Annotated in this window: 16 protein-coding genes; 9 read left to right on the plus strand and 7 right to left on the minus strand. The window is 66.3% G+C overall.

The features are described 5' to 3' along the window. Positions 1 to 9: 9 nt before the first annotated feature. Entirely contained in the window at positions 10 to 2,115 is a 2,106-nt protein-coding gene (locus tag ACEF39_RS19520; RefSeq protein WP_500286259.1) for a phosphoglycerol transferase I, read from the plus strand. Positions 2,116 to 2,683: 568 nt separating this feature from the next. Here the strand turns inward: ACEF39_RS19520 and ACEF39_RS19525 are convergent. Both ACEF39_RS19525 and ACEF39_RS19530 read right to left on the minus strand, forming a co-directional pair. Continuing rightward, positions 2,684 to 5,110 carry a DUF3772 domain-containing protein gene (locus ACEF39_RS19525; protein WP_500286260.1) on the minus strand — a complete coding sequence of 809 codons (2,427 nt, stop codon included), beginning with the start codon at positions 5,108 to 5,110 and terminating at the stop codon, positions 2,684 to 2,686. A 90-nt stretch (positions 5,111 to 5,200) separates the two neighbouring features. Beyond that, on the minus strand, positions 5,201 to 5,449 hold the full coding sequence (locus tag ACEF39_RS19530) for a hypothetical protein (protein WP_176022161.1): 249 nt from the start codon (positions 5,447 to 5,449) through the stop codon (positions 5,201 to 5,203). Positions 5,450 to 5,631: 182 nt separating this feature from the next. On the opposite strand from ACEF39_RS19530, the gene ACEF39_RS19535 reads away from it, so the two are divergent. From ACEF39_RS19535 to ACEF39_RS19545, 3 genes are all read left to right on the plus strand, one after another. Further along, positions 5,632 to 6,126, plus strand: coding sequence for a lipocalin family protein (locus tag ACEF39_RS19535; RefSeq protein ID WP_500286261.1), 495 nt, complete (start codon positions 5,632 to 5,634; stop codon positions 6,124 to 6,126). Positions 6,127 to 6,138: 12 nt separating this feature from the next. Beyond that, a complete protein-coding gene (locus ACEF39_RS19540; protein WP_500286262.1) occupies positions 6,139 to 7,347 on the plus strand; it encodes an NAD(P)/FAD-dependent oxidoreductase in 1,209 nt (402 codons plus the stop codon). A 125-nt stretch (positions 7,348 to 7,472) separates the two neighbouring features. Continuing rightward, positions 7,473 to 7,964, plus strand: coding sequence for a hypothetical protein (locus ACEF39_RS19545; RefSeq protein WP_500286263.1), 492 nt, complete (start codon positions 7,473 to 7,475; stop codon positions 7,962 to 7,964). 280 nt (positions 7,965 to 8,244) lie between these two features. Here the strand turns inward: ACEF39_RS19545 and ACEF39_RS19550 are convergent, their stop codons facing one another. Continuing rightward, positions 8,245 to 8,679, minus strand: coding sequence for a PepSY domain-containing protein (locus ACEF39_RS19550; RefSeq protein ID WP_500286264.1), 435 nt, complete (start codon positions 8,677 to 8,679; stop codon positions 8,245 to 8,247). A 148-nt stretch (positions 8,680 to 8,827) separates the two neighbouring features. Here ACEF39_RS19550 and ACEF39_RS19555 point away from each other — a divergent pair, with 148 nt between their 5' ends. The 3 genes from ACEF39_RS19555 to ACEF39_RS19565 are packed head-to-tail and all read left to right on the plus strand — an operon-like array spanning position 8,828 to position 11,093. Continuing rightward, complete coding sequence (locus ACEF39_RS19555; protein ID WP_089238156.1) at positions 8,828 to 9,118, plus strand: PepSY domain-containing protein; 291 nt, start codon at positions 8,828 to 8,830, stop codon at positions 9,116 to 9,118. Then, positions 9,118 to 9,777, plus strand: a complete 660-nt coding sequence (locus ACEF39_RS19560; RefSeq protein ID WP_500286265.1) for a response regulator transcription factor — start codon at positions 9,118 to 9,120, stop codon at positions 9,775 to 9,777. Before ACEF39_RS19555 ends, ACEF39_RS19560 begins: the two co-directional genes overlap by 1 nt. Beyond that, positions 9,774 to 11,093 carry a sensor histidine kinase gene (locus ACEF39_RS19565; protein ID WP_500286266.1) on the plus strand — a complete coding sequence of 440 codons (1,320 nt, stop codon included), beginning with the start codon at positions 9,774 to 9,776 and terminating at the stop codon, positions 11,091 to 11,093. Before ACEF39_RS19560 ends, ACEF39_RS19565 begins: the two co-directional genes overlap by 4 nt. A gap of 185 nt (positions 11,094 to 11,278) precedes the next feature. Here the strand turns inward: ACEF39_RS19565 and ACEF39_RS19570 are convergent, their stop codons facing one another. Both ACEF39_RS19570 and speA read right to left on the minus strand, forming a co-directional pair. Then, positions 11,279 to 11,599, minus strand: coding sequence for a DUF6122 family protein (locus tag ACEF39_RS19570; protein ID WP_500286267.1), 321 nt, complete (start codon positions 11,597 to 11,599; stop codon positions 11,279 to 11,281). Positions 11,600 to 11,642: 43 nt separating this feature from the next. Continuing rightward, a complete protein-coding gene (gene speA, locus ACEF39_RS19575) occupies positions 11,643 to 13,532 on the minus strand; it encodes an arginine decarboxylase (protein ID WP_099819728.1) in 1,890 nt (629 codons plus the stop codon). A gap of 179 nt (positions 13,533 to 13,711) precedes the next feature. Here speA and speE point away from each other — a divergent pair, with 179 nt between their 5' ends. Next, positions 13,712 to 14,563, plus strand: coding sequence for a polyamine aminopropyltransferase (gene speE / locus ACEF39_RS19580; protein WP_500286268.1), 852 nt, complete (start codon positions 13,712 to 13,714; stop codon positions 14,561 to 14,563). Between the two features lie 154 nt (positions 14,564 to 14,717). Here the strand turns inward: speE and ACEF39_RS19585 are convergent, their stop codons facing one another. Beyond that, positions 14,718 to 15,623, minus strand: coding sequence for an aspartyl/asparaginyl beta-hydroxylase domain-containing protein (locus tag ACEF39_RS19585; protein WP_025874561.1), 906 nt, complete (start codon positions 15,621 to 15,623; stop codon positions 14,718 to 14,720). 441 nt (positions 15,624 to 16,064) lie between these two features. On the opposite strand from ACEF39_RS19585, the gene ACEF39_RS19590 reads away from it, so the two are divergent. Next, a complete protein-coding gene (locus ACEF39_RS19590) occupies positions 16,065 to 16,724 on the plus strand; it encodes an RIO1 family regulatory kinase/ATPase domain-containing protein (protein ID WP_500286269.1) in 660 nt (219 codons plus the stop codon). Between the two features lie 88 nt (positions 16,725 to 16,812). On the opposite strand, the gene ACEF39_RS19595 is transcribed toward ACEF39_RS19590, so the two are convergent. Beyond that, positions 16,813 to 17,151 (minus strand): P-II family nitrogen regulator, encoded by a 339-nt coding sequence (locus ACEF39_RS19595; protein WP_500286270.1) that lies wholly within the window; start codon positions 17,149 to 17,151, stop codon positions 16,813 to 16,815. Positions 17,152 to 17,299: the final 148 nt, after the last annotated feature.

A 17,299-nucleotide genomic window follows, 5' to 3' on the forward strand; every position in this document is an offset into this window, starting at 1 on the left:
AAGCTGCCTATGCTCTGGATTCTGCTGCTGTCGCTGTTGCTGCTGTCCTGGTTGTTCCTCGCGTCCGCAAAGTGGGTGTGGTGGAAAGCCGGCTTGTTCTCGCTGTTGCTGCTGGCGCTCAGTGCCTGGTGGCTGATCGACAAGCTGTCCGGTGACGGACTCAACGCCGCCACCCTGTACCACCTGGGTGCGGACATGGAAGGCGCCGGTGTCGCCGACTTCAAGGGCTACATCGCCGGCTTCATCGTGCTGGCGGCGGTTTCGCTGCTGCCGCTGTTCGCTACGCGGGTGAAGCGTTGGCGCCGCCCCACGGCCGGTGGTGCGTGGTTTGCCGGTTTCGCCGCGCTGTGGGTGGCCACGATCATGATCAGCCCACTGGCGCGCGATGGCCAACGCCTGTACCAGCAGCTGCGCCCGGTGGATTTCGCCCGTATCGCCCCCGAATACCAGGTGCCTACGCAGGCCCTGCAGCGCCCACGCAACATCGTCTGGATCTACGGCGAGAGCCTGGAGCGCACCTATCTGGATGAGGCCGTGTTTCCCGGCCTGATGCCCAATCTCAACCGGTTGGCGGCCAAGTCGCTGGATGTGCGCGGGCTGGCCTCGGCCGAAGGCGGCGGCTGGACCATCGCCGGCCTGGTGTCGTCGATGTGCGGCGTGCCGCTGACCACCTCGCAGGGCGATGAGAACAGCATGGACCGGATGGGCAGCTTCCTGCCCAAGGCCGTGTGCCTGGGCGACTACCTGAAGCAGCAGGGTTACACCAACCACTATCTTGGCGGCGCCAACGGCCAGTTCGCCGGCAAGGGGCAGTTCCTGGCCAGCCATGGCTTCGACGAAGTGCATGACCTGGCGTGGTTCAAGCAGCAGAAGAAGATCGGCCGCATCCACTACTCGGCATGGGGCGTGCATGACGACGTGCTGCTGGACACCGCCTACCAGCGCTTCGAGCAGCTGTCGCGGCAGGACGCGCCGTTCATGCTGACCACGCTGACCATGGACACGCACCACCCGGCCGGGCATCTGCCGGTGGCGTGCAAAGGCACGCGTTACCAGAGCCAGTACGGCAACATCGGCATGCTCAATGCGCTGAAGTGCACCGACCGCCTGATCTCGCAGCTGGTCGAACGCATCCAGGCCAGCCCCTACGGCAAGGACACGTTGATCGTGATCGCCTCCGATCACCTGGCCATGCCCAACGACCTCAGCCATATCCTGACCAGGCAGAAGCGCGAGAACCTGCTGTTGTTCCTCGGTGACGGCGTGACTCCGCGCCAGCTGGCCGCCGAAGACGGCTCGACCCTGGATTCCGGGGCCACCCTGCTCAGCCTGCTCGATCCGAACCTGCAGACGATGGGCTTTGGCCGTTCGCTGCTGGACGACAAGCGTGCGCCGAGTGCCAGCGCCGCCGCACGCCGCGATGGCGGCCGCGACTATCCGCAGTATCTGGCCTTCGCCCGCTCGCTGTGGCTGGGTGAGCCGACGCGGCAGCTGAAGATCGACGGTGATGACCAGGTGGTGGTGGGCCTGCAGCACGTGCAGCCGCCGGTGCTGCTGGAATACGACAAGGACTGGGACCTGAAATCGGTGTATCTGGAAAACACCTCGCGCCAGTTCGACGATGCCGACCCGGACAACACGCTCGCCTACGTCGATCGCTGCACCGCGTTCGAGGATGGCTCGGCCGATGGTGACTGGTGTGCGCTGCTGGTGAACCGCGACAACGGCATCAAGCTGTACCGCGATGGCCAGCTGCGCAACGGCATCGATGTGGATGCACCACTGGATGCCTTCCAAGGCCCCCGCCCCAGCGTGCGCCAGGCACATATGATCACGCAGAAGGGCCGCCGTACCCGCGCCGGCCAGTACATGCTGCAGCTGGTGGCGAGCACGCGCCCGGACCGCGGTTTCTGGATCGAAGCGGTGTCCTCGCAGCGCAAGGTGGTGCTGGCCCAGCAGTGGGTGCAGCCCGACGCCGACGGCAAGATCAACGTATCGTTCGGTCTTGACCACGAAGTGGACGATCTGGAAATCCGCGCGTGGTTGAACCACGCCGAGAAGCTGGCAGTGGATACGTTCGCACTGGTGCCCTCGCGCGGGCGGCCGCGGGGGTAAAGGGGGTTCGGCAGGGCTGCGCCCTGCACCTGCCGAGGCCTCAAGCCAGAGCAACGGCAACAGCAAAAGCGGGTTTCCTGAGGGATGGCGGGGTGGGTCCGGTTGCGGGGGACGCCGTGAATCCGTCCATGGAGGCTTGGGCGCGCCATCCATGGCGCTTACACCCCCGCAACCGGACCCACCCCGCCTTCGACAGGTCTCCGCGATCTGTCGGAACGGCGTTCTGTGTTGCTGTTGGTGGGTGTCGACCTTGGTCGACACGTAGATCCACGCCATGCGTGGATGCTTTTTGATCAATTGTCGAAATATTCGATTTCGATGGAGATTCATCCACGCATAGCGTGGATCTACCAGACATCGGGAAACTGTCGAAGGTGGGGCGGTGTCGGATTGCGGGGTGTCAGCCGCATGGATGCGGCTGCCAAGCCTACAAGGACGTACTTGCGGCGTCCCCGCAATCCGACACCGCCCCGCCACCCCACGGAATACCCGCGTTTGCTGTTGCTTCGGCTGTTGCCGTTGCCTCGGCCTCTGCAGGTGCAGGGCGCAGCCCTGCCGACCCACCCTCTTACTGCGGCGGATCGCGGGTGATGTGGATGTCGGTCGGCGTGGACAGCGGGATGCTCCGCTCGGCCAGGATCTGCAGCAGGCTGAAATACAGATCACTGCGCGTGCCATACACCTGTCGCGGACTGGCCACGTAGGCGAAGCTGTTGATGGTGATCTGGCCGCCAGCGATGCTGTCGATGTACACCGACGGCGCCGGCTGCTGCAGCACCGTAGTGTGGGCGCCGTATGCATCCAGCAGCGCCTGTCGCAGACCGGCCACGTCGGTGCTGGCCGGCACCGCGAACTGGATCTGGATACGGCCTTGGTTGTTGCCCATCGTCATGTTGCGGATGGTCTTGGTGATCAGTTCCGAATTGGGCACGATCAGCGTGGATTTGTCGCTCACCTGGATCTCGGTGGAACGCACGTTGATCCGGCGGATGTCGCCTTCCTGATCGCCCAGCTTCACCCAGTCACCGATCTTCACCGGGCGCTCGGTCAGCAGGATCAGGCCGGAGACGAAGTTCTGGATGATCGCCTGCAGGCCGAAGCCGATACCCACCGAGAGCGCACTGACCAGCAGCGCCAGGTTCTTCAGGTTCAGGCCCATCGCGGTCAGCGCCCACAGGCCCACCAGGATGATGCCCACGTAGCGGGTGATCGTGCTGATTGAATTGCGCGCGCCCAGGTCCAGTTCGGTCTTGGGCAGGTAGGTGTCGGTCAACCAGCGCTGCAGCAGCTGCGTCAGCCCCAGCCCGACCAGCATCACAAGCAGCGCTATGGCGATCCGCGCGGGCTTGAGCGTGATGTCGCCGATGGGGATGCCGTTGGCCAGCGAAGCGACGCGCTCGACCACCGAGCCGATGTTGCCGAACGGCGCCGCCAGCGCCAGCAGCGCGATCAACACCACGAACGTTCGCAACACGGCGGACAGCAGCACACCGGCCTGTTCCAGCCGCGACACGCTGAGGCCGGTGCTGAGCAGGATGGTCTGGCCGACCTTGCTGTCGGCGTTGAGCAGCCAGGTGGAGAAATCGTCGACGAACTTGAACAGCAGCGTTGCCGCCAGCACCACTATGCTGCCGCCGATCAACTGCTGGTTGACGAACTTGGCGAAGTTCACATAGCCCATCAGGGTGGCGATGATCGCGGCCACCACGGCGATGTTGCCGGCCACGCGTGCCAGCACCAGCCAGCTGCTGCGGCGTACCGGAACGGCCGCGCCCTGACCGTCGGCCTGCGCTTCCAGCTTCGCCTCGGCCTCGGCGGTCTGGCGCCGATGCAGGCGCGCCAGGGTCACCAGCATGGCCATGATCAGGCCCAGATAGGTCAGCGCGATCACGCCGTCCAGCGCCACCGTGGTGACATCGCTGGTGCGCGTGGCTTGGTCGACAGCCACCAGCACCGTGCTCAGCCAGGCCAGTGCCGCCGCACCCCAGGCGTATTTGCGCAGCTTCAGCGCGGCGGTGTCATCGAGATTCAACAGGCGCCACGACGGACGCTGGGGCACCAACATGCAGGCACTGAGCGCGGCGATGAAGGCCGCGCGGAAGGTGGCAGTCTCCACCCCCTCGGCCACCACCTGCAGGCGCGGTGCGATCGCATTGATCGCACTCAGTGCCGCCATCAGCACCACCACGGCATAGCCGGGCAGCAGCGTACCTATCAGCAGCAGCCACATAGCGAGCCCGGAACGGCGCAGTCGGCCGTCAGGCGCACGTTCGGATGCGGCGAACCGGCGCCCCAGCGCGCGCAGCCACAGCCGCAGCGGGAACATCATCACCAGTGCGGCCACCACGCCCAGCAACAGGGTGCCCCAACCGTGCGTACGGATGCCGGCGACCAGCGCGTCCCGGCCCATCTGCGCCAGCGGTGCGACGCGTGCGATATCGATCGGTAAGCGCTCGGCCACCTTGGTCCACAGCGCAGGAGACAGCGGCGAAGCGACCTTCTGCCCCAGCTCCTCCGTGCGCTGTGCCGTGCGTTGCTGGTCGATGTCGGCCGCCATCTGCTGGGCGCGCACCGCGCTGGCCTTTGCCTGTGCCATCGAGGCCACCAGGCCATCGCGCTGGCGGGTAATGGTCCGCCGTTGCGTCACCAGCTCCGGCGGCTCGGTGGTTCCCTCGGCGGGTGTACCCAACTGCGCCAGCTGTTCGTCGAGCCGATCCAGCTGCGGCTGCAGCGCTTTCTCCAGGGCTTCAGCATCGCGTCGCGCCTGCGAAGCCTCCTCGGACAACATCGACAGGGTTTCCACAGCTGCGGCGTCAACACGCTTGCGCTCGACATCCTTCAGCGTGCTGTCGATCTGTGCCAGCTGCTGCTTGGGCGTGGGGTCGTCCTCCTGGGCCAGCGCCGGCACAGCCAGCAGCAGCATGCAGCACACCAGCAGGCCCAACCAGGGGCCGCGCACCAGGATCGTTCGGAAGAAGGAAGACAAGCCAGCCACACCGGTTCACGCGGACCACCGCGCCTGCGCGCGACTATACGGCAGGTGCCGTAAACAGCGGATACGCAGGCGCTGGCCGCTGGCTGTGGCTCAGTACTTCAGGCGCAGCTCTTCCACCTGCGGCTGCTGCAGCGCGTACCAGTCCTGAAATTCTTCCTCGGTGATCTCGTCCGGTGCGTACACCGCGATCGGGTGCCAATCATGATCGGTCGGCAACGGCTGGCGCGGGCCGGCGCGCAGGCTGTAGGCCACGCCTTCGTAGTCCACCAGATCGTCGACCTGCGGCCACTGCTCGCGGGCGAACTGGGTTTCACTCTTCAACAGGATCACCTGGTACATCGGCACCTCCACTTCGGTTGGATCGGAAAAACGCGGCGCTGGCGGAAGCATACCGCTGCGCCGATGACGGTACGCGCTCCGCCGAGGCGACGGAACGTTCTGGACATGGCCCTCGCCCCGGCTTCACCCGCCCGTGGCAGTGTCCTCGGCATCGTGGAGGTCCTCTTCTGCCACGCCTGACAATGACCGACCTGCCACCCCTGAAGACAGTCACCGACCTCAAGCTGCCCCGCTACCTGGGCACCTGGTACGAGATCGCCCGCCTGCCGATGCGCCACGAGCCGCAGGGCTGCACCGATGTGTCGGCCCATTACCAGTTGCTGGACAACGGCAACGTGGGCGTGACCAACCGCTGCCGCATGGACGGCGAGATCGAGGAAGCCACCGGTGAGGCCTGCGCCATCGACAACGACAGCGCGCGGCTGGAAGTCAGCTTCCTGCCCAAGGGCCTGCGCTGGCTCCCCTTCGCCAAGGGTGACTACTGGGTGATGCAGGTAGCGCCGGACTACAGCGTTGCCCTGGTCGGCAGCCCGGACCGCAAGTACCTGTGGCTGCTGGCGCGCGAGCCCCGGCTCGATGCCACCGTGCAGGACCATTATCTGGCAGCCGCACGCCTGCAGGGCTTCGATCTGTCCGAACTGATCCAGACCCCGCATACCGGCCACCCCACGGCCTGAGCACGAACCCGCATGGACCTGAAGAGTGGCTACCCGTGGTGGGCGGTGCGCAACGGCCTGATCCAGGCCTTTCCGCCGCTGGAACAGGATCTGCAGTGCGATGTGCTGGTGGTCGGTGGCGGCATCACCGGCGCGCTGATCGCCGATGAGCTGTCGGCCCATGGCCACAACGTTGCGCTGATCGAGCAGCGTGACATCGGCTGGGGCAGCACCGCAGCCAGTACCGCGCTGCTGCAGTACGAGATCGATACCCATCTGCTGGAACTGGCCTCGCAGTATGGCCAGGACGCGGCGGCACTGGCCTACCAGGCCTGTGCGGACGCGATCCCTGCATTGGGCGAGGTCGCGCGCGGCCTGAAGGACGTGAATTTCAAGCAGATGGACAGTCTGTACCTGGCCAGTCGCCGCCGTGACGTACCGCGGCTGATGGCCGAAGGCGCGGCGCGCCGTGGCATCGGCCTGGATGCGCGCTGGCTGGACCGGGATGCGCTGCAGGAACGTTTCAGCGTCGATGCCGGCGGCGCGCTGCTGACCCGCCAGGCCGCACGGGTCGATCCCTACTGCTTCACTTACGGGCTGCTGCGGCGACTGCAGCGGCGCGGCGGCGTGGCGCATGACCGCACCGTGCTGCATACCCTCACCCCCAGCGCGCGCGGCGTGACCGCCCGCACCGAATCCGGCATGCAGATCCGCGCCCGCCACGTGGTGCTGGCGATGGGCTATGCCAACCAGCAGTGGCTGGACCCGCGCGTGGCCCGCAACCGCAGCAGCTATGCGTTCATCACCGACCCGGTCAACGCCGACGAGTTGGGCTGGCTGCAGCGCACGATGGTCTGGGAGAGCGCCCGCCCCTACCTCTACCTGCGTGCCACCGGCGACCGCAGGCTGTTGGTGGGCGGGCTGGACGATGCCATCGATATCCCCGCCCGCCGCGATGGCCGGGTGGACAGCAAGGCCCGCAAACTGATGAAGCAGCTGCTGCAGTGGTTCCCGCACCTGCAGCCGACCCCGGCGTTTTCATGGGCGGGCACCTTTGCCGAGACCGCTGACGGCCTGCCGTTCTTTGGGCCGCATGCGCAGTGGGGCCCGCGAGTGCAGTTCGCCATGGCCTATGGTGGCAACGGAATCACCTATTCGATGATCGGCGCCGGGCTGCTGCGGGCGCGGATCGAGCGGCGCCGGCACCCGCTGCAGGACCTGTTCGGGTTCGGGCGGTTGTAGCGTGCAGCCAGGCATGGCCTGGCTCTACCGCAAGCGGGCGCCGACAGGCATCATTCAAGCAACGCCTGCTAGCGTCGGCCTGTACCGCCGCGTGCTGAGCGGCCCCTCTGCGCTGGAGTGCCGTCATGATCCGCCCCCTGACCCTGCTGCTGTGCCTGGCCGCCCTGCCCGGGACCGCGTTGGCGCAGTCCGCCGCCGGCGCCACCGCGCCGCAGGCCTCCGGCCTGGACCTGTCCGTGCCGCAGACGCCTATGCGCTATCTCAACGATCCGGCCCTGCAGCAGGATCCGCCCGGCACTTTCTACGGCGACAAGACCGGCCCGCGCGTGAATGGCGACGGCAGGATCGCCGACGTGACGGATGACAAGGTCAAGGTCTCCGGCAGCTTCACCACCGGCATCGGCTACGCCAAGAATTACGGCAACACCCACTACAACGCCGCCACGCTCAACCTCAGCAAGAACTACACCAATGATGAAGGCAAGACCCGCGGGGTCAACGTCAACATCCACGTGAGCGAAGGCAAGGGCCCGGGCTTCTTCGGGCCGTACGGCGGTGGCGGGTATTACGGTGGTGGCCCGGGCTATTGGGATTACCCGCCGCCATACGGCTGGTAAGGGCCCGCTCCATCGTTCGGGACACCCCACGCTTGGTAGGTGTCGACCTTGGTCGACACGCTCTTCCGGCCCTGTGCCGACCAAGGTCGGCATCTACCGAAGCGCAGCTCAATCCAGCCAGCGGCCGGCTCCACCAGGTAGGTGTCGACCTTGGTCGACACGCTTTTCCGGCCCTGTGCCGACCAAGGTCGGCATCTACCGAAGCGCAGCTCAATCCAGCCAGCGGCCGGCCCTACCCGGTAGGTGTCGACCTTGGTCGACACACCCACCCCAGCAGGCATCAATCCAGCCAGCCGTCACGCTCGCTGTGCAGGATGCGGCCGTCGTACCCACTCAGGCGCACTTCCACGCGCTGATTCCGGGCATTGCGGGCTTCCAGCGACCACGTTGCACCATCGCGTTCCAGCGAATGGATTTCACGCAGTCCCTGCGACTGCGCCTTGGCCAGCACCTGTTCGGTACTCAGCTGTGCGCGGCTATCGTGCTCGTCGAAGATCTCGCCGGTCTTCGGGTCCACATACACCTCGCTGAAGCGACCGTCGGCACGGCTGACATCGGCTTCCCACAGGCCATCATCGCGCTCGATCTCATGGATCTGGGTGTAGCCGGCCTTGCGCAGGGTCTGTTCGACCTGGGCCATGCCCAGCGGTGCGGCCTGGGCAGCGGGAGCGAGGGCAAGCGCAACGACAGTAGCGAGGGTGAGCGACTTCAACATGGGGGTTCTCCTGTTCGGTGCCGGACCATCCCGGCAACGCCACGATGCGCGGCGCGGTTAACAGCCACTTAGCCAGCGCTGTTAGCCAACCGTTAGTCGGCAGCGGCACACTCGCGCCTGTTCCCCATTCCCCAGCATCCACGTGCCGATCCTGTCTTCCCTGTCCCTGCTGCTGGCGCTGGCCAGCGCCCCGACCGCCACCGGCCCTGCCCAGGACCCGGCGCAGCAGGTCGCGCGCCGGGCCGTACAACAGGGCCGCTACGTGCCACTGGAAAGCGTGGTGCGCGATGCACTCAAGCGCCACCCCGGCCAGCTGCTGGAAGTGGAGCTGGACGATGGCGTGTATGAAGTGGAGATCCTGCGCGCCGACGGCGTGGTGGTGGAGCTGGACTATGATGCGCGCAACGGCAGGCTGCTGAAGACGGAGCTGGACGACTGATGCGCATCCTGTTGGCCGAAGACGATGCCGCCTTGGTCGAGCGCCTGCAGCCGCTGCTGGAGCAGGCCGGCTACGTGGTCGACGTGGTGGCCGATGGCCGCCAAGCCGAGGAGATCGGTCAGGTGGAAGACCTGCAGGCCGCCATCGTCGATCTGGGCCTGCCCGGGCTGGATGGCCTGAGCGTGATCGAGCGCTGGCGCGGCAACGGCCGCGACTTTCCGGTGCTGGTGCTGACCGCGCGCGGACGCTGGCACGACAAGCTGGCCGGCTTCGACGCCGGTGCCGACGACTACCTGACCAAACCTTTCCAGGCCGACGAACTGGTGCTGCGCCTGCGCGCGCTGATCCGCCGCAGCCACGGCCATGCCAGTCCACGGTTGCAGTGCGGTCCACTGCAGCTGGACGTCAATGCCGGGCGCTTCGACCTGGATGGCCAGGCGTTGGCGCTGAGCCCGCAGGAATTCCGCCTGCTGAGCTACTTCATCCACCACAGCGGCCAGGTGATCGGCCGCGACCGCCTGGGCGAACATGTGTTCGATGGCGGTCATGACCCCGATTCGAATGCGCTGGACGTACTGCTGGGGCGGGTGCGCCGCAAGCTCGGCACCGACCTGATCCAGACCGTGCGCGGCCAGGGCTGGCGGTTGGCCGCGCCGTGAGCCGGCAACCGTCACTGCGACGCCGGCTGCTGCTGGCCGGTGGCATCGGCCTGCTGCTGGTCTCGGCGCTGGCCAGTGCGCTGCTGGGCGAACTGTTCAAGCGCAGCGCGCGCGACCGCCTGGACAATGAACTGCAGCAGGACATGCTGACCCTGTTGGCGCAGGCAGAGATCGATGCCGATGGCCAGCTGCAGCTGCGCCAGGAACCCAACGATGCGCGCTTCCAGCGCGTGTTCTCCGGCGCGTACTGGCAGATCACCAATAGCAGCGGCAAGGTGCTGCTGCAGTCACGTTCGTTATGGGACGAAACGCTGCCAGTGGCCGCCACTGGCGCAGCCGAACGCAATCTGCCGGGCCCGCTGCAGCAGTCGCTGCGCGCGCGCGTGCAGCAGGTGCGCCTGCCACGCGCCAACGAACCCTATGTTGCCGTGGTCGCCACCGACCGCAGTGCATTGGACGCGGACGTGGCCGCGTTCCGCCAACGCAGCGCGATGGCGCTGGCGGTACTGGTTGCCGCGTGGCTGGCGGTACTGGCCAGCCAGGTGCATTTCGGCCTGCGCCCGCTGCAACGCCTCGGTACGCAGCTGGAGCGTGTGCGCCGCGGTGATGCACAGCACATCGATACGGCCGGATTGGGTGCTGAAATCGCGCCGCTGGGTGACGAGCTCAACGCGCTGCTGGACCACCAGCAACGGATGGTGGCGCGCGCGCGTACCAGCGCGCAGGATCTGGCGCATGCGCTGAAAACACCGCTGAGCGTGCTCGCCGCCGAAGCCGATGGCGAGGGCCGCGCGTGGCGCGCGACGCTGCGCGAACAGGGCGCACGCATGCAGGCCAGCGTTGATCGCTATCTTGCCGCCGGACTGACTGCCGACCATCGCGAGCGTACGCCGGTGGCCACGGTGGCACAGGCGATGTGCAGGTTGATGGCACGGGTGCATGGCGAGCGTGCGCTGCAGTTCCAGGCCGAAGGCATTGCCGACGACCTGCAGTTCGCCGGTGCCAGCGCCGACCTGGAAGAGATGCTCGGCAACCTGCTCGACAACGCCGGCAAGTGGGCACAGCGGGAAGTCACTGTTACCGCGCGTGCGGAAGAAGAGCAGGTGCGCATCGACGTGCGCGACGACGGCCCGGGTCTGGCAGCCGAGGCGTTGGCGCAGGTCACCCAACGCGGCGTGCGGTTGGATGAGCGCGAAGGCAGCAGCGGCCTGGGGCTGGCCATCGTGGGTGATATCGCCGCCAGTTATGGTGGCCGGCTGGCGTTGGAGAACGCGCAACCGGGATTGCGCGCGACGTTGTGGTTGCCGGTGGGGTGACGCGCCGCTGCGCTCGCCGGGCATGGCCCGGCGCTACCGGATCACGCGCCCCCGGTGGGTATCGACCTTGGTCGACACGCATCAAGTGCGCCGACCAAGGTCGGCAACTACCAAAGCAGTGCGTCAGTTCCGTGGGTTATCGTGCGCCCCGGTAGGTGTCGACCTTGGTCGACACGCATCAAGCATCAGCGGTGATGCATCCACCAGCAATCGATGGCATCCAGCACGATGTGGATCATCAGGCCAATCCCCACCAGCCGCGTCTTCTTCGGCACGCACAGGCCCGCATACACGGCAATCGCCGGCGCGGTATGCAGCGGGTGGAAGCCGATGCTGCAGCGGTTCGGGGCGTAGATCGGATCGGCCAGCAGATGGTCCAGATCGATGATCCAGCCCAGCAGCAGCAACAGCCACGCCGAGGCGAAACGCTTGCGCCAGAACAGCCATGCCAGCAGGGCTGGCACGACTGCATGCAGGAACAGGTGGAAGATCGCGCGGGCGCTCATCAGCACCGGTAGCGCCGGGCCATGCCCGGCGTTCCCGTCACCCTCAGATCAGCGGTTCGTCGGACAGGTAGGTGTAACCGGTCAGGCCCGCTTCCAGCGCTTCGGACAGTTCCTGCGCGCGCTCCGGCGACAGGTCTGCCGATGCCACGCGGTCGGCGTAGGCCGCACGCAGGTCATCCAGCTTGTAGCCCACGTAGTCCAGCATCACGTCGGTGGTGTCGCCGCGACGCTGCTGGGTGATGGCGTAACCATCGGCATCGGCCAGCACTTCCACCGCGTCGGTATCACCGAACAGGTTGTGGATGTCGCCGAGGATTTCCTGGTAGGCACCGACCATGAAGAAACCGATGCGGTAGCTTTCGCCGTGCTTGATCGCGTGCAGCGGCAGCGAGCTGTCCAGGCTTTCGTTCTCGACGTAGGTCTTGACCATGCCATCGGAATCACAGGTCATGTCGGCGATGATGCCGCGACGATCCGGTGTCTCGTTCAGGCGCTCGATCGGCACGATCGGGAACACCTGGTCGATCGCCCACGCATCGGGAATCGACTCGAACACGCTGAAGTTGACGAAGTACTTGTCGACCAGGCGCTCATTCAGTTCATCCAGCGCCGGGCGATGGCTCTTCTCGTCATAGCTCAGGCGCGCACGCACACCATGGGCGATGGCATAGAACAGATCGTCGATGCGCGCACGCTGCGGCAGGTCGATCTGGCCCAGCGCATAGCTGGACAGGCCTTCGGCATGGAAGTGCTGTGCTTCCTGGAACAGTTCCACCGCCGGACGCACGTCCAGTTCTTCGTGGATCTCGCGCAGGTGGCGGATCGAGGCCGGCTCGTCGTCGTGCTGGTCCGGCACGCGGCCTTCCTGCGCCTGTTCCACTTCGGACACGTTGGCGATCAGCACCGCGTGGTGCGCGGTCATCGCACGGCCGCACTCGGTGACGATGCGCGGCGGGGTCAGGCCGTGTTCTTCGCAGGCATTGGCCAGCGGCTGCACGATATTGCTGGCGTACGAATTCAGGCCGTAGTTGATCGAGCAGAAGCTGCGCGAACGGGTGCCTTCGTAGTCCACGCCCAAGCCACCGCCCACGTCGACGTGGGTGATCTTCGCACCCAGCTGTGACAGCTCGACGAAGTAACGGGTGGCTTCGCGCATGCCGTTGGCGATGTCGCGCACGTTGGAGATCTGCGAGCCCATGTGGAAGTGCAGCAGGCTCAGGCAGTCGGCGTATTCGGTATCACGCAGCGACTTCCACAGGTCCAGCAGCTGGCGCGGGGACAGGCCGAACTTGGCCTTGTCGCCACCGCTGTTCTGCCACTTGCCGGCGCCCAGCGAGGCCAGGCGCATGCGCACACCCAGGCCCGGCTTCACGTCCAGCGCCTTGGATTCTTCCAGCACCAGCTTCAGCTCGGACGGCTTCTCGATGACGATGAAGGTCTGCAGGCCCAGCTTGCGGCCGATCAGGGCCAGGCGGATGTACTCGCGGTCCTTGTAGCCGTTGCAGACGATCAGGCCACCCGGGCGCGACAGCGCCAGCACGGCCATCAGTTCCGGCTTGCTGCCCGCTTCCAGGCCGAAGCCTTCACCGTGGTGGCTGGCCAGGGTGCCGGCCACGCCGCGGTGCTGGTTCACCTTGATCGGGTACACAGCGGTGTAGCCGCCCGGGTAGTCCCAATCCTGCTGGGCCTGGGCGAACGCCGCCTGCAGCTTGCCCAGGCGCTGGCCCAGGATGTCCGGGAAGCGCACCAGCAGCGGCAGCTTGGCGCCGGCCGCGCGCGCGGCATCCACCACCTTGGGCAGCGACACCACCGGGCCATCCGCCCCGGTCGGTCTCACCACCATGTGCCCGGCCTGATCCACGTCGAAATAACCATCCGCCCAGTGCGGGATCGAGTAGGTCTTGCGGGCTTGGTCGAGGGACCAATCGGTCATTGCAGTCGGCCTTGTGGCAAATAAAAGGGGGGGCATGATAACGCCTATATGCCCACAGGTTCGTTATCATGCGCGCCCGCGCCCGTGGCAGGTCTGAACCTGAACGGGCCGATCCGTCCGGATGCGTGGCACCCCGCCTTCAGCCCGGCTCCATCCCCTCCGAACAGGAATGCTTTCCCATGACTGACAACAGCAACTGGTACATCGAACACTTCGAGCGCACCGGCTCGGCCATCGGCTACCGCATCACCGGCAAGCTGGACGAAGTGCAGTCGCCGTTCCAGAAGATCGAGATCTTCCAGACCACCGACTGGGGCAACCTGATGACCATCGATGGGGCCATCATGCTGACCAGCAAGGACAACTTCTTCTACCACGAGATGATCAGCCACCCGGTGCTGTTCACCCACGCCGCGCCCAAGCGCGTGGTGATCATCGGCGGCGGCGACTGCGGCACCCTGCGCGAAGTGCTCAAGCACAAGGGCGTGGAGAGCGTGACCCAGTGCGACATCGACGAGCAGGTGACGGTGATGGCGCGCAAGCACTTCCCGGAACTGTGCGATTCCAACAACGACCCGCGCGCCGAGCTGATGTTCGATGACGGCGTGGCCTACATGGCCAACTGCCCGGCCGGCAGCGTGGACGTGGTGATCGTCGATTCGACCGACCCGGTCGGCCCGGGCGAAGGCCTGTTCAACAAGGCGTTCTACGAGAGCTGCTTCAAGGCCCTGAAGGACGACGGCATCCTGGTGCAGCAGTCCGAGTCGCCGCTGATGCAGCTGGAGCTGATCAACGAGATGCGCGCCGAAATGGGCAAGGCCGGCTTCGGCTCGTTCAAGACCCTGCCGTTCCCGCAGCCGTGCTACCCCACCGGCTGGTGGAGCGTGACCCTGGCGCGCAAGGGCGACAGCAGCTTCGACTTCCGCCAGGCCGATTCGGCCGCCAAGACCTTCGACACCCTGTACTACACCGCCGCGCTGCACACCGGCGTGCTGGTGACCCCGCCGTTCGTGAAGGCGGCGCTGAAGTAAGGCGTGCCGACCAACGGTCGGCACCTACCGGGGTTGGGGTGTGCCAACCAAGGTTGGCACCCACCAAGAAAAAACCCGCGCTGGCAACAGCGCGGGTTTTTGCTTTTACGGGTAGTGCCGGCCGCTGGCCGGCAACCTCATCAAACCCAACGCATCAGAGCGCCCAGATACCCGCGATCACCGCCACCACCAGGCCCCACTTGATTACCTGATAGGCCACCACGCTGCGCTCGCGCAGCGCCTTGGCCTTCAGCCGCACCTTGTACACGCTGCCGAAGGCCTTGTTGACGCCACCGGTCGGGTCGCCCGGCAGGTTCGGCGAGGCGCCACCGGCCAGCAGCGTGGACGCCACCAGGCGGTTGAACAGGCCCGGCAGGCCGAAGCGCAGCGGGCGGGCGATATCGCAGAACAGGATCACCCGGTCTTCGGGCGTCTCGTTGTGCGCATGGTGGATGTAGGTTTCGTCGAACATCATCCACTCACCGTCGCGCCAGCTCTTCTTGATGCCGTCCACTTCGATGTAGCAGGCATCGTTGTTGGGCGTGGCCAGGCCCAGGTGCAGGCGCAGCGAACCGGCGAATGGGTCGCGGTGCGGGCGCAGCTCGCTGCCCGACGGCAGCTGCGCGAACATCGCCGCGCGCACGTCCGGCAGCGATTCCAGCAGCGCGGTGGTCTTGGGGCACATCGCCTTGGCCGACGGGTGCGAGGGGCCGTACCACTTCAGGTAGAAGCGCTTCCAGCCGCGGCGGAAGAACGAATTGAAGCCGGCATCGTTGAACGTGCTGGAGGCAGCGATCGCCTGCGCATCGCGCAGCGCCAGCGCCTCGTCGCGGATCATCTGCCAGTTCTGCCGCAGCGGCTCCAGCTGCGGGAACTCCTTGCCCGGGTCCAGGAACGGCGTGGTCGGCACCTTGGAGAACATGTACATGACCACGTTGATCGGGGCCATGAAGCTGGAGTGGTCCAGCAGCTGGCGCGACCAGCGCGCACGGACCTTGCCACGGAAGTGGATGTACAGCACGCAGGACACGAACAGCGCCGCAAGTACGATTTTGATGATCAAAGCACTTTCCTCCAGCACGCGCCGGACAGGGAAACAGGGCGATGCGGCCGCAGGGCCGGCATCAGTGGGGGAACGCGGCAGGAGACGGGGACGTGCCGGGTGGGTGCGGCCGTCGATGTCGCGTGTAACAGCTTATGGTCGGCAGGCCGTGCGCCGGGGTCAAGCCAAGCGTGCGTGGGCCGCAGCGCTGCGCCGCGAACGCTGCCGGCCGTCTTCGCAAGTTGTTGAAATAAAATCACTTTCCTAAAAGTGAGACAGAATTGTCCGAAAAAGCGCGACGAACTGTTCCAGCCACGACGCCGACATTTCTCCGACAAATCGTGGAATAGCGAACTTGCCGGTACTAAAATTGACTTAACGAAAGTTTAGCCAGTTCCCCCCGTCGTACCGGTTCGCTTGACGCTTCAGCGCCGCCCACCGGGTCGCCCGAGACCCCACATGATCCCTTCCATTACCCCCTCCCCGTCCTGCGGCGATGACGCCGTGGCGCCGCAGCTGCTCAAGCGCGGCGAGCGTTTCCTCGCCCCTGATGTCTACCGCACCTGCCTGGACGGCCGTCCGGCGGTGGTGAAGGACTACTCCCGTTACCGTGGCACCCCGGTGTCGCCGATCGCCCGGCTGATGGTGCGCCGCGAGGCGCGCATGCTGGAGCGCCTGGGCGGCTGGAAGCACGCCCCGGCCCTGCTCGGCACCCTCGGTGGCCTGGCGCTCGGCATGGAATTCATCCCCGGCCAGACGCTCAGCACCGCGCAGGCCGTGGGCAATGAAGTGTTCGAACAGCTGCAGCACGCGATCACCCGCCTGCATGCGGCGGGCATCACCCACAACGACCTGCATGGCACCAACGTGGTGGTCAGCGCCGGCGTACCGGTGCTGCTGGACTTCACCTCGGCCTGGCGCGTACCGCGCTGGCTGCGCCGCAACCCGCTGAGCCGGCAGCTGAGCCGCAGCGACATGAAGAACCTGCTGAAGATGCGCCAGCGCGTGACCGGCCAGGCGCCGAGTGCTGCGCAGGCGGCGCTGGTGGCCGACCCCGGTTGGGTGGCGGCCGTGCGTCAAGGCTGGAAGCGGTTCTACAAGTGGGCCAAGCGCCGGTAGCCGCTTCGCTCTGGTGGGGGTCGAGCTTGCTCGACCGCTCTTCGTTCCGGCGACGCAAAACCCCGCCGGTCACGTCCCTCTCAGCGGCTTACAACGCGTCCGCGTCCAGCTCACCGGTACGAATACGCACCACGCTGCCCAGGTCGTACACGAACACCTTGCCGTCGCCAATCTTGCCGGTGCCCGCCGCCTTCACGACGGCTTCCACCACCACCTCCACCTGATCGTCGGTCACCGCCACTTCCAGCTTCACCTTCGGCAGGAAGTCGACCACGTACTCGGCGCCACGGTACAGCTCGGTATGGCCCTTCTGGCGACCGAAGCCCTTCACTTCCGTCACCGTGATCCCGGTGACCCCGCGCTCGGCCAGCGCTTCGCGCACGTCGTCGAGCTTGAACGGCTTGATCACCGCCATGACCATCTTCATCGTCTATCTCCTGTATTCCGGCGTGGAGGATAGCGCCTGAACGCGGCCGGTGCGAAACCCGCTGCGCCTGTCCGGCGGACCGGAGCCAGCAGTATCCTTACGGCCGAACCGCCGTGGCCGCGCCGGATGCGCAGGCCCACCACCCCTC

Source organism: Stenotrophomonas indicatrix, from assembly GCA_041545745.1.
Lineage (GTDB): Bacteria > Pseudomonadota > Gammaproteobacteria > Xanthomonadales > Xanthomonadaceae > Stenotrophomonas > Stenotrophomonas indicatrix_A.